This window comes from Gemella sp., from assembly GCF_057272915.1.
Genome location: NZ_DBHIUF010000004.1, coordinates 138,436 through 152,051 on the forward strand (window position 1 = coordinate 138,436; position 13,616 = coordinate 152,051).

The 13,616-nt window shown below is 37.2% G+C and carries 2 protein-coding genes; both read right to left on the reverse strand.

The annotated features are described in order from the left end of the window. The coding region (locus ACO6OL_RS03140; RefSeq protein WP_485502102.1) for a YSIRK-type signal peptide-containing protein at window positions 1-3,382 on the reverse strand (3,382 nt) is incomplete at its 3' end. Window positions 3,383-4,503: 1,121 nt separating this feature from the next. Next, on the reverse strand, window positions 4,504-13,599 hold the full coding sequence (locus ACO6OL_RS03145; RefSeq protein WP_485502103.1) for a MiiA motif-containing surface protein: 9,096 nt from the start codon (window positions 13,597-13,599) through the stop codon (window positions 4,504-4,506). Window positions 13,600-13,616 lie beyond the last annotated feature (17 nt).

Consider the following 13,616-nt stretch of genomic DNA (forward strand, 5'->3'; position numbering starts at 1 on the left):
TCGTACCTTTTTCTAGGTAGTTGATTGTTCTCGTCACTGTTTTTTCTTCTGTTCCCTTTTCATACAAAGTATCATAAACGTAAGTTACAGTAATTTCTTCGCTATTAATAACACCTTCAACCGGAGCCGAAGTTTCTTTGACTCTCATATATCTATAAGCTATGTCATTATATGTAAATTCATCAGGACGATATTCTTCTGTATCTACATTATAATCTTTTGTATAAGCTCTTTTTTCAATAGCCGTTATTGTTGGCTTAATCGTATTTCCTTGCATATCTTCATATGCAATTTTAACAGCTCCAGTTTTTATATTTTCTATTTTAATAGTAACAGAAGCTACATTCGCCTCATTATATATTTCTTCTGCATTTGTTTTTGCTGCTGCTGAAATATAAGCTACCTGTGTATCTTTTGCATCTTTAGAAATTCTTGCTGGTACTAAAAATTCATTTGATAATCCTGGATTTAATGTAGTCCCTGGATTAGAAACAAACTTAACTGCTGTAACCTTGCTCCAATCTGTTACTTGATCAGCTGTTAAAGTTGTTGCTGCAGCAACTTCTTTTGCATTTCCATTAATTGGAGAAGTTAAGTAGTATGCAGTCCATCCTGCGGGAGCTATCGCTTCTCCTGTAGCTTCCACATCAAATGCAGAATTACGGGCTATACTTGTATCAACAATATTCTTGTCTCCTTTTTTAGGCAATGTTACAAGTATCTCATTATTTGATAATTTTGAATTATCTGTATTTGATAAAGTAAAACGGTATGTCACATCTGTTTTTGGAGCTAAATTTTGTAACGATGTTGTATATCCTTCTCGTCGATCATTTTTATCTGTCACATCTACGTGTAATCGTGTCGCTGATGTATTACTTACAGGAATTTCATAAGTGAAAGTTGATGTATTGATAATTGTCTTATCTCCATCAAACTCATCATTTGGATTTAATCCATATAGGAATCTATTTTCATCCCAAACTAATGTGTATTTCAAACGATAACTACCTGTTTGAACCCATTGTGCTACATTAAACTCTAAATTCGGAGTTACATTCTCACGAGTATTCGAATCCTTCGGATCAATAATCAACACATGTTTACCAGTATTTTGATAATTATCATCTTTAGTTACAAGTGGGCTATTCCCTGCATAACTAAAGCCATCCGGTAATTCCACAATAATTTTAGGATTCTTCGCTCCAAGATAATCTAATTTTTTATCAGTAGTAGCAAAGTGTGATGTCACTGTACTATATACACGATTCCCTAAACCTGAAGGTGAGTAGTTATACGCTTCTATCCCAGAACTTAAAGACTGTGTTTTATTCCCTGCCAGAACCGTTTCTATTTTCCCAGTTCTCGATGTCAGTTTTAAAGCTGTTCTAGCATCTGCTAAAATCGTTTTAGAAATACTTGTATTGATCACATCTGTATCTTGAGTTGAAACTTTTGCAGTAACAATACTCTTCGGTTCTTTCCCTTCCGCTACCATTTGCTTTGCTTTTTCTAAACCTTTTAAGTTTTGATGTAAATAAATACCTGCCTGGCTTATTGTATTACTTGTAAAGTTCATCTCACCTTTTGGTTTTAATAAAACTCGGGTTGTACCTTCAGGTAAATCTATAGATGTTCCACCGCCTTTCTTAAAGGCAATTTCTCCTAATTTCGTTTCCGTTGTACCATTTACCGTATATACTTCAAACGTCTTACTAGTTCCTAGATTATCTGGTGCATACCAAGCTGCATATGCGCCATTATTATTCCAGACACCATAAAATTCAATTGATCTCTTTTGATCAAAGTCACTGTCAATCGTTAATTCAACTTCCTTAACTTTTGTTGGAGTATCTACACTTCTCCAGAAAACAATAATTCTCTTATCATCTGTTTCTGTATTGATTCCAGGAATTGCAATATTCACTCTATTTTCATGATTCTGTTCATTAGTATAGTTATTAATTGCTAATGGTGGTTGCGCTCCTGCTGCATTTGGTGTTGCTCCGTCTCCATTATCTTTATAAGGATTCACAGCTTTTACTACTAACGAAGTTGTTCCTTGACTTGTATTTGTTTCTCCTGATTTATCTGTATAAGTTACATTGTCTGTAAATGTAAATTCTTTTCCTTTTAAAAACTCTTCTAATGTACCTGCTTGGCGCATATTAATACGAAGCGTATCATCACTAGTATTGTTCCCTTGATCGAATACAGGCTTCGCATCTGTTATTGTTCTTGTATAACGAGCGATATTCCCATCTTGAGTCCAACCATCATTTATAGATGCTTGAGATAAAACTGCACCAGTCGGTAACGTTACTTCATGAACAATTTTATTTACCGCTGAAGTCTCTTTATTAAAAGTAGTTAATTTTAAAACTAAATCTTTATTCTTAGTTTCATCGATAGAATCCCCAGGCGCGTTAGTACTAAATAAAGCTAAATCTCTAGCACCACTTTCACTATCAACGCTTATATTTGCATACCCACTCTTATTCGTATTAGTTACTCTAGCTGTTGTAGATGTAGTTGGTGTAATTGCCGCACCAGTCTTATCAACTACTTGAGCTGTAATTGTCGTTTGTGAATTACGTCCTGTTCTATATTTATCAAATTTATAACTTATATTGAAGCTAGCATACGAACCGCTAGGAACTTCTCCAGTATAGATTTTATATTGTGTATCATTTACTTTTTCAACTTTTAAAGCAGTCCCAAATTGTACATCAGTAATCGGTTCGTTCGCTGGTAAATTCACTAAAACATAAGATCCATCTTCTAATCTTGAAGGTGCAGACACATCTAATCTAAATGTAGAAATAATTTGCTCTCCTACATTATATTCTGTCTGACTTCCGACAAGATGCCCTTGTAAACTGACTCTATTTTCAGTTGTTGGTTGTGTTTGATTAGCAGTGGCCGATGTACTATTTGAAGTACCAGCCTCTCCTGTATTAGTTACAGATTCTCTTGTTGAACTCGGTTGGTTAGTTACAGCAACTGGTACATATGTAATTTTATATTTATTATTTCCAATAGATTGTAGTCTTGTCGCAGTAAATCCTGGATAATCTTTCTTTAATTGATCAAGATTTTCTGAAAAATTTGATTTCAAAATAGCTACATCCTCTACTTCTCCACCCGGTTTCTCATGAGTCACCATTACAAACTCTTGTGCGCCTACTACTGTCGACTCTCCCGTTCCCGTTCTATTAAAATCCGTATCTCCTGCATAAGCTAGATTAGTATTTCCAAAAAACATCATTCCTGCTATAGCCACAGAAGACACAGCTATACTAGCAACCCCAACATTAAATTTTCTAATACTAAATCTATTGTTATACTGATTAAGACTCATTTTAAATTTTTTATTCTTCATTCACTTTCTCCTAGTTAATACTCTAATATTTTTTCATACATTTAACTTTACAATTTAGAATTACTTAAAGCAGTTTAAATTCATTAGAATTCAAAAATTGATATTTAAATGCATTATTTTCCCAATATGGGCTGACCCAAAAGTTCTAAATTTCAAAAAATTCATATGAGAACTCATAGGCTCAATGGTTTATTGATTTCCAAATTCACTGAGTGAAAGTTTTTTAGATATCCAATAAACTTTATGGTCATGACTCAACAAAATCTTCTTTCTTCAAAATTAAGATTTTTTAGTCATTCCCATCTTTAACAAACCTTATAAAGAATAGCTCATTAAGATTTATTTTATTAAAATTATAATCCTAAAGCTATCCTAAATTAATAACAATATTTTTCAATAATATACTTTCTCTAACATTAAATTTTATCATTTTTCTCAATTATTTTCAATATTTATATGCTTTAAATGTCTCTAATTTTTAAAATTTTCTCAGAGGTAACTTTCCTTTCTGTTTTTGATGAATAATCAACGTTTAATAGTACTATTTGTTTTGACATTTTATCTTCCTCCATTTCTTCTTTATATTTGTATTATAAAAGATTTTACGGGGAGTATTGATACCTTGTCATTGGACGCTTACCTTATTTTGGAAATTTATCCTATTTTCAAAATCAATCGAACCTGACAAAGAGGCAGTAGCAACACTCCTTGCTTTTGCAACAAATTCAACTCCTCTCGGTTGCTCGAGAACCTTGACTCCTTTTGCTGATGGTGGGATTCAACTCCTCTTAGTCGCTCGAGAACCTCGACTCCTTTTGCTGGCGATGGGATTCAACTCCTCTTGGTCGCTCAAGAACCTTGACTCCTTTTGCTGGCGATGGGATTCAACTCCTCTTGGTTGCTCGAGAACCTTGACTCCTTTTGCTGACGGTGGGATTCAACTCCTCTTAGTCGCTCGAGAACCTCGACTCCTTTTGCTAACGGTGGGATTCAACTCCTCTTGGCTGCTCGAGAACCTCGACAAAGAGCCAAAGAAAACCCTTAAAGTTAAATCTAAAATTTAACTTTAAGGGTCTCTCTTAATAACATGTAAATGTTATCTATTCAGTTTTAACAACTTCTTATTTTTCTTTACGGCGTCTTGCTGCTGCAAGTAATCCACCTAGTACTGCTAATCCTAATCCTGCTAGTCCAGTATTAGTTTCAGTTGTACCTGTGTTTGCTAGACGTTGTCCTAGTTTAGCATTTACACCTTGTGCATCAGAATCTGCTGCGTTTGTATCAGCTCCTGCATCTGCTGCTCCATTATTTCTTTCAGATGGTGCTACCTCACCTTTTTGACTAAAGATATCTTTAGCTAAGATTGTGTATGCTTTTCCATCTTTAAGAACTACTGTCGCATTTCCTTTTGCATCGAAGATAACATCTGCTGCATTAGGATTTGCTGCTAAAATCTTAGCTTTCGCTGCTGCTTTCTCTGCATCTGTTAAGTTAGTAAGATCTGCTACTTCTTGTTTTTCGAAGTTTAGGTTAATGTTGTTTCCATCATTTTCGGCTTTCGCTTCTTCTGCATTCTTCACTAGTTGGTCTTTAGAAATTGTTGCTGTAGAACCATCTGGTGATGTTACTGTTGCGTTTCCTTTGTCGTCCACTACTACAGTTGCTCCTGGGTTTACTGCTTCAATTGCTTTCTTAACTGCTGCTTTTTCTTCATCTGTTAATTTATCTTTATCTCCAACTAATGTACGAGTAGCTGGTGTTTTCACTTTAGCGTTCTTAGCTTCATCAGCTAGTTTTGTCGCTGAGATTACTAAGTCTGAAGCTGGGATGCTAAGAACTGTTCCATCAGCTTTCGTTACTGTCGCGTTTCCTTCATCGTCGACTACTACAATTGCTCCTGGGTTTACTGCTTCTACAGCTTTCTTAACTTTTCCTTTTTCTTCATCTGTTAACTTAGCTGGATTTGCTACTACAGTTTTAGCTGCTGGTGTATTTGCACCGTTACCACCATTTTCTTTCTTAGCATCGTCTTCTACTTTAACTAAGTCTGTTGATGGGATAACTGAAACATTACCATCTTTAACTACTGTTGCATTTCCTTTATCGTCTACTACTACAGTTGCTCCTGGGTTTACTGCTTTAACTTTGTCTTCGATTGCTTTCTTCTCAGCGTCAGTTAATTTCTCTGGGTTCGCTACTTTTGTTTTCGCTGCTGGTGTAACTGCGTTGTCTTTAGCTTTTCCATCGTTCACATCTTTTGCAGATTTTGTTAAATCTGATGCTGGGATAACTGCTGTATTTCCGTTTGGAAGTGTTATTGTTGCGTTTCCTTTGTCGTCTACTACTACAGTTGCTTCTGGATTTACTGCTGCTACTTTATCCGCAATTGCTTTTTTCTCTTCTGGAGTTAAGCTATCTGGATTTGCTACTTTTGTCTTAGAAGCTGGTTTAACAATGTCGTTTCCTGCTTTTGGCTTAGCCGCATCTTCGGCTGACTTAGTTAAGTCTGCCGCTGGAATTACCGCTGTCTTACCATTTACTGTTACTGTTGCGTTTCCTTTGTCGTCTACTACAACTTCTGCACCTGGATTTACTGCTTTAACTTTAGCTGCGATTGCTTCTTTCTCATCTTGTGTTAATGAGTCTGGATTTGCTACTACAGTCTTATCTGCTGGTTTAACAATATCGTTTCCTGCGTTTGGTTTAGCTGCATCCGCTGCTGATTTAGTTAAGTCTGCTGCTGGAATTACCGCTGTTTTTCCATTTGGAAGTGTTACTGTTGCGTTTCCTTTGTCGTCTACTACAACTTCTGCACCTGGATTTACTGCTTTAACTTTAGCTGCGATTGCTTCTTTCTCATCTTGTGTTAATGAGTCTGGATTTGCTACTACAGTCTTATCTGCTGGTTTAGCTACGTTATTTCCTGCGTTTGGCTCTTTAGCTTGTGCTGCTGTCTTAGTTAAGTCTGTCGCTGGAATTACTGCTGTTTTTCCATTTGGAAGTGTCACTGTTGCGTTTCCTTTGTCGTCTACTACTACAGTTGTTCCTTCTGGGTTTACTGCTTTAACTTTAGCTGCAATTGCATCTTTCTCATCTTGTGTTAATGAGTCTGGATTTGCTACTACAGTCTTATCTGCTGGTGTGTTTACATCGTTTCCTGCATTTGGCTCTTTAGCTTGTGCTTCTGTCTTAGTTAAGTCTGATGCTGGGATTACAACTGGTTTTCCATCTTTAGGTGTTACTGTTGCGTTTCCTTTATCATCTACTACAACTTTTGCATCTGGATTTAAGGCTGTAAGCTTATCTGTGATTGCTTGTTTTTCTTCATCAGTAAGTTTAGCTGGATCTTTTACTACAGTCTTATCTGCTGGTTTAGCTACGTTATTTCCTGCGTTTGGCTCTTTAGCTTGTGCTGCTGTCTTAGTTAAGTCTGTCGCTGGAATTACTGCTGTTTTTCCATTTGGAAGTGTCACTGTTGCGTTTCCTTTATCGTCCACTACTACAGTTGAACCTGGATTTACTGCTTTAACTTTTTCTTCGATTGCTTTTTTCTCTTCTGGAGTTAGAGCATTCGGATTTGCTACTACAGTCTTATCTGCTGGTGTGCTTACGTCGTTTCCTGCGTTTGGTTTAGTTACATCTTCTGGTGATTTAACTAAATCTGTTGCTGGAATTACTGCTACTTTACCATCTTTAGTTACTGTTGCGTTTCCTTTGTCGTCTACTACAACTTCTGCACCTGGATTTACTTCTTTAACTTTAGCTACGATTGCATCTTTCTCTTCTTGTGTTAATGATTCCGGATTTGCTACTACAGTTTTATCTGCTGGTTTAACGATGTCGTTTCCTGCGTTTGGCTTAGTTGCATCTTCTGGTGATTTAGTTAAGTCTGATGCTGGGATTACAACTGGTTTTCCATCTTTAGGTGTAACTGTTGCATTTCCTTTTTCATCTACTACTACAGTTGCATCTGGATTTACTGCTTTAACTTTAGCTACGATTGCATCTTTCTCTTCTTGTGTTAATGATTCTGGATTCGCTACTACAGTTTTATCTGCTGGTTTAACTACGTCATTTCCTGCGTTTGGCTCTTTAGCTGAATCTGCTGTCTTAGTTAAGTCTGCCGCTGGAATTACTGCTACTTTACCATCTTTAGTTACTGTTGCGTTTCCTTTGTTGTCCACTACAACTTCTGCACCTGGATTTACTGCTTTAACTTTATCTTCGATTGCTTTTTTCTCTTCTGGAGTTAGAGCATTCGGATTTGCTACTACAGTCTTATCTGCTGGTGTGTTTACATCGTTTCCTGCATTTGGTTTTGCCGCTTCTTCTGCTGTTTTCACTAAATCTTTCGCTGGGATAACCACTGCCTTACCATCTTTAGTTGTTACTGTTGCATTTCCTTTATCATCTACAACTACAGTTTTAGCTTCTGGATTTACTTCTGCTACTTTAGCTGCGATTGCATCTTTCTCTTCTTGTGTTAATGAGTCTGGATTTGCTACTACAGTCTTATCTGCTGGTTTAACTACGTCGTTTCCTGCGTTTGGTTCTTTAGCTGAATCTGCTGTCTTAGTTAATGCCGCCGCTGGAATTACCGCTGTCTTACCATCTGTCGTTGTTACTGTTGCATTTCCTTTGTCGTCTACCGCTATAGTAGCTCCTGGATTTACTTCTGCTACTTTAGCTGCGATTGCATCTTTCTCTTCTTGTGTTAATGGTTTAGAAGAATCAACCGCTACTTTATCAGCTGGTGTGTTGATATTGTTTCCTGCATTTGGTTTAGCTGCTTCTTCTTTTGATTTCACTAAATCAGCTGCTGGAATTGTTGCAACTTCTCCATCTTTAGTTGTTACCGTTGCATTTCCTTTGTCGTCAAATACCACGTTAGCTTCTGGATTTACCGCTTTGATTGCTTCTGTAATCTTAGCTTTATCTTCTTCTGATAAATGATCTGGATCTTTTACAACTACCTTATCAGCTGGTGTGTTGATATTGTTTCCTGCATTTGGTTGTTTAGCTTCTTCTTGGCTTGTTACTAAATCTTTGGCTGGGATTGTTGCTGTCTCAGTGTTACCATCTTTATCTTCTATAGTTACCGTCGCATTTCCTTTATCATCTACGAATATCGCTTTTGCATCTGGATTTACTTCTTTAATCTTAGCTTCAATCGCTTTTTTCTCTTCTTGAGATAATGGTTTAGTTGGATCAGCTACTGCTACTTTATCCGCTGGTTTGTTAATGTTATTTCCAGCTTTTGCATTTTTAGCTTCTTCTGCTGTTTTCACTAAATCTTTTGCTGGAATTACAAAGCTTCTACCATCTTCTGTAGTTACCGTTGCATTTCCTTTGTCGTCTACTACTACCGTTGAACCTGGGTTAACTTCCTCAACAGCTTTCTTAATAGCTTCTTTATCCAAGTTAGCTGGATCTGTTACTAATACCTTGTCAACAGGTTTCTTAATTAAATCTTGTTTCTCAGGTTTTAATAGATCTGCTTTGGGTTTCGCTAAGGCTTCTACAGGAATTGTTGCGATGTCTCCATTTGCATTCTTAACAGTCGCATTTCCTTTTGCGTCAAATACTACTGTTGCTCCTGGATTAACTTCTAAGATGTTTTTCTCAATTTCTTGAATATCTTCCGCTGTTAATTTATCTCTATCTTTTACTAACACTCTGTCTGCTGGTGAATTGATTTTATTTCCTGCATTCACTTTAGCTTTATCAGCGTCAGTCTTCGTTAAATCAGCTACTGGAATTGTTGCTGTTTTACCTTCTGGTGTTGTTACTGTCGCATTTCCATTTTCATCTACGAATACTGTTGAACCTGGATTTACTCGTTGAACCTTAGCAGCGATTTTCGCTTTAACATCATCCGTGATTTGTCCATCTTTAACAAATACACCATCTGCTGGTTTGTTGATTACATTACCTGCTTTTGGATCGCTTAATACTTCATCATCAGTTTTCACTAAATCATCCGCTGCGATTACAGCTGTCTTACCATCTTTAGTTGTTACTGTAGCATTTCCTTTTGCATCAACTACTACAGTTGCATCTGGGTTAACTTCTTGAACTTTAGCTTTGATTGCTTTAATGTCGTCAGGAGTTAAGGCATCTTTATCAGCAACTACTGTTTGATCGATAGGTTTCTTAACTGGATTTTGTTTAGCTGGATCTAATAAATCTTTTTCAGCATTTGATTTCACTAAATCACTTACAGGGATTGTCGCTGTAGACGATGTAGTACCGTCTTCATTTGGTACTGTTACTGTTGCGTTTCCTGCTTCGTCAAATACAACTTTAGTTCCTTCAGGGTTTACCGCTTGAATCGCTGCAGTAATCTTAGCTTTTTCAGCATCAGTTAATTTAGCTGGATTTGCTACTACTGTTCTTTCTGCTGGAGTGTTTACTTTGTTTCCTGCTGATGGAGTATCTTTAGCTGCTGGATCTTTCAGTAAGTCTTCAACTGGGATTGTTGCTGTCTTACCATCTGGTGTTGTTACTGTTGCGTTTCCTTTATCGTCTACGAATACAGTTGCACCTGGATTTACTGATTCTACAGCTGCTTTAATTTTAGCTACAACTTCATCTTTCTTAGGTCCAACTAAATCTGCCGCCGCTGCCGCTACTTTATCCGCTGGCTTGTTGATGTTGTTTCCTGCTTTTGCACCATCAACTTCTTGTGGAGATTTCACTAGGTCTTCTTTGGCGATTACTACAGTTTTTCCTTCTGGAGTTGTTACTGTTGCATTTCCTTCGTTATCTACTACGATAGTTGTCTGTGGATCTCTATTTACTTTAGCGATTTCTGCTTTGATTGCATCTTTTTCAGCTTGAGTTAATTTACCTGCTTTCTTAACAACTGTTTTGTCCGCTGGTTTGTTAACTTCATCTTGCTTGTCTGGCTTAGTTAAGTCAGCTGCATCTTTTGCTAAATCAGCTGCCGGAATTGTTGCTACAGCTCCGTCTTTCGTTGTTACTGTTGCATTTCCTTCTGTATCAAACGCTACTGTTGCACCTGGGTTTACTTTCAAGATTTCTGCTTTGATTTTCTCTTCATCAGTCGCTTTGTTATCTGGGCTTGTTACAACTACTTTCGTTGCTGGAGTGTTTACTTTGTTTCCTGCATTTGGAGTTTCTTTAGCTGCTGGATCTTTTACTAAGTCTTCAACAGAGATTGTCGCTGTTTTACCGTCTTTAGTTGTTACTGTTGCATTTCCTTTGTCATCTACGAATACTTTAGCATCTGGGTTAACTTTAAGAATTGCTTCTTTAATTTTCTCTTTATCTGCTGGTTGTAAATTATCTTTATCAGCTGCTACTTTATCAGCTGGTTTGTTTACGTTGTTTCCTGCTTTAGCATCTTTAGCTTCTTCTGGAGATTTCACTAAGTCAGATGCTGGAATTGTTGCTGTTTGTCCGTCTGGTGTAACTACAGTTGCGTTTCCTTTAGCATCAACTACTACTGTTGCACCTGGGTTTACTGCTTCTACTTTAGCTTTGATTGCTTCGATATTTTCAGGAGTTAATGCATCTTTATCAGCAACTACTTTGTCTACTGGTTTGTTGATGTTGTTTCCTGCTTTAGCAGTTTCTTTGTCAGCTTCTTTCTTCACTAAGTCAGCTTTTGGAATAACTACAGTTTTACCGTCTTTAGTTGTTACCGTTGCATTTCCTTTGTCATCAACTACTACAGTTGAACCTGGATTTACTGCTTCTACAGCCGCTTTAATAGCATCTTTAGCCGTTTGAGGTAATGTTGCATCTGAATTATCTACTAGTGCTGGATCAACTACTACTTTGTCTGCTGGTTTGTTTACAGCATCTTGTTTAGCTGGGTCAGCTAAGTCAGCTTTTGGTTTTACTAAATCAGCCGCTGGAATTGTTGCTGTTTTCGGTTGTTCACCTGGTGCTGCTGGTGTTGTTACTGTTGCATTTCCATTAGCATCAAATACTACTTCAGCTCCTGGGTTTACTGCTTGGATTTTAGCTTTAATAGCTTCTTTATCTTTGTCTGTTAATGCAGCTGGGTTTTCTACCACTACTCTATCTGCTGGAGTATTTACTTGGTTTCCACCAGTTACATTGTCTTTGTCAGTTGGAGTTTTCACTAATTCACTTACTGGAATTGTTGCTGTTTTTCCTTCTGGTGTTGTTACAGTCGCGTTTCCTTTTTCATCAACTACTACTGTTGCACCTGGATTTACTGCTTCAACTGCTGCTTTGATTTTAGCGATTTCTTCAGGTTTTAAGTTAGCTTTATCTGCTACTTGTACTCTGTCTGCTGGGTTGTTGATGTTGTTACCAGCTTTTGGATTAGTTTTTTCGTCAGCACCTTTAATTAAATCATCAGCATCGATTACTGCTGTTTTTCCTTCTGGTGTTGTTACTGTAGCTTCACCTTTTTCGTTAACAGTAATTACTGAACCTTCTGGGTTAACCGCAGCAATTTTCGCTTTGATTGCTTCACGTTCTGGTTCTGTTAAAGCATTTTTATCTGCTACTACAGTTTGTGAATTTGGTTTATTGATGTCATCTCCACCATTTGCTTTCTTAGCTTCTTCTGGTGTTTTGAATAAGTCTGATGCTGGAATTGTCGCAATTGTTCCATCTTTAAGAACTACTGTTGCATTTCCTTCATCGTCATATTTAATAGCTTTAACTTTATCGTCGCCACCATTTAATTTTTTCAGTTTTTCAGTTGCTTTTACTTGATCAGCTGGGTTTGTTGCATCACCAACTACTTTATCTGCTGGCTTACGAACTCCTGCATTACCTGAATCAGGTTTTGCTGCATCCTCTAATGTACGTACTAATTCTGATGCTGGGAATGCTGCTGTGTTTCCTTCTGGAGTTGAAACAGTTACTGTTCCGTTATCGTCCATAGTTACTACTGCGTTAGGGTTAACATCACGAACAGCTTGTTTGATTTTTGCTTTTTCTTCAGGTGTAAAGTTCTTAGGATTTTTATCTTTAACGATAACTTTATCCACTGGACGGTTAATGTTGTTACCACCAGCTGGGTTATTTAAAGCATCCGCAGATTTTGTTAAGTCTGCTTGTTCTAACGGTACAGTTTTACCATTTGGTAAAATTACACTCGCACTTCCATTAGGATTTACTGTTACAGTTGCACCTGGGTTTACAGCTTCAATAGCTTTTTTAAGTTTCTCTTGTTCTTCTGGTTTTAAGTTTGTAGGATCTTCAGCAACTAATTTATTACCTGGTACACGTGCAGAGTTGATGGCAGCTATTGCTGTTTCACCTGCTTTTTTAGCTTTGTCAACGTCAGCATTTTTCTTAGCACCAGTGATTGCTGCATCTGTTGCTTCTTTAATATCATCTACTTCTTTTTTAAGTTTTTCTTTAGCTGCTTCAGATAATGTATTGTCACCTTGAATAGCTTGTTTTTTAGCTTCTGCGTCGCTTGCTACTGTTGCTTTAGCTGCTGTTTTCTTTTCGGCTGGTGGATTTACAGCCGCTACTTCATCAACACCTTTTTTCTTAGCTGCATTTACTGCATCTTGAGCTGTTTTCGCTGCTTCTGGTGTTGCCGCTGTGTTAGGTTGAGCGTTAATATCATTTTTTGCTTTTTCCGCTAATTCTTTAGCTTTTTCTTTAGCTGCATCTTTTTCTTCTTTTGTTAAATCTGTACGATCATCGATTTGTTTTTCTTTTTTAGCTAATTCGTCAGCTACTGCTTTTAGAGCATTTTCTTTAGCGATTGGGTTTACAGTCTTAACGTCTGCTACACCTGTATTCTTAGCCGCATCTACTACTTTTTGCGCTTCTGCTGCTTCTGCTGCTGTATCTTTGTTGTCAGGTTGTTTAGCAATTTCAGCTAACTGTGCATCTGCTAATTCCTTAGCTTCTTCTTTGGCTTTTGCTTTTTCTGCATCTGATAAATCTGTACGTGCATCTAATTCATTATTTTTAGCTGTTAACTGATCAGCGATTGCTTGTTTAGCAGCTTCTTTCGCTACTGGATTAACTTTCGCTACAGCCGCAGTACCTTCTTCTTTAGCCGTATCAATTGCTGCTTTGTTTGTAGCATCATCGATTTTATCTAATGCCGCTTGTTTATCTTCATTAACTTTTGCAATAGCTTTATCTTTTTCAGCTTGTGTTAATTTATCATTACCATTGATAGCTGCGATTTGTTCTGTCGCTTTGTTTGTAACTGCATCGATTGCTGGTTGTTTATCTAATTTCACAACTTTCTCTACAGGAA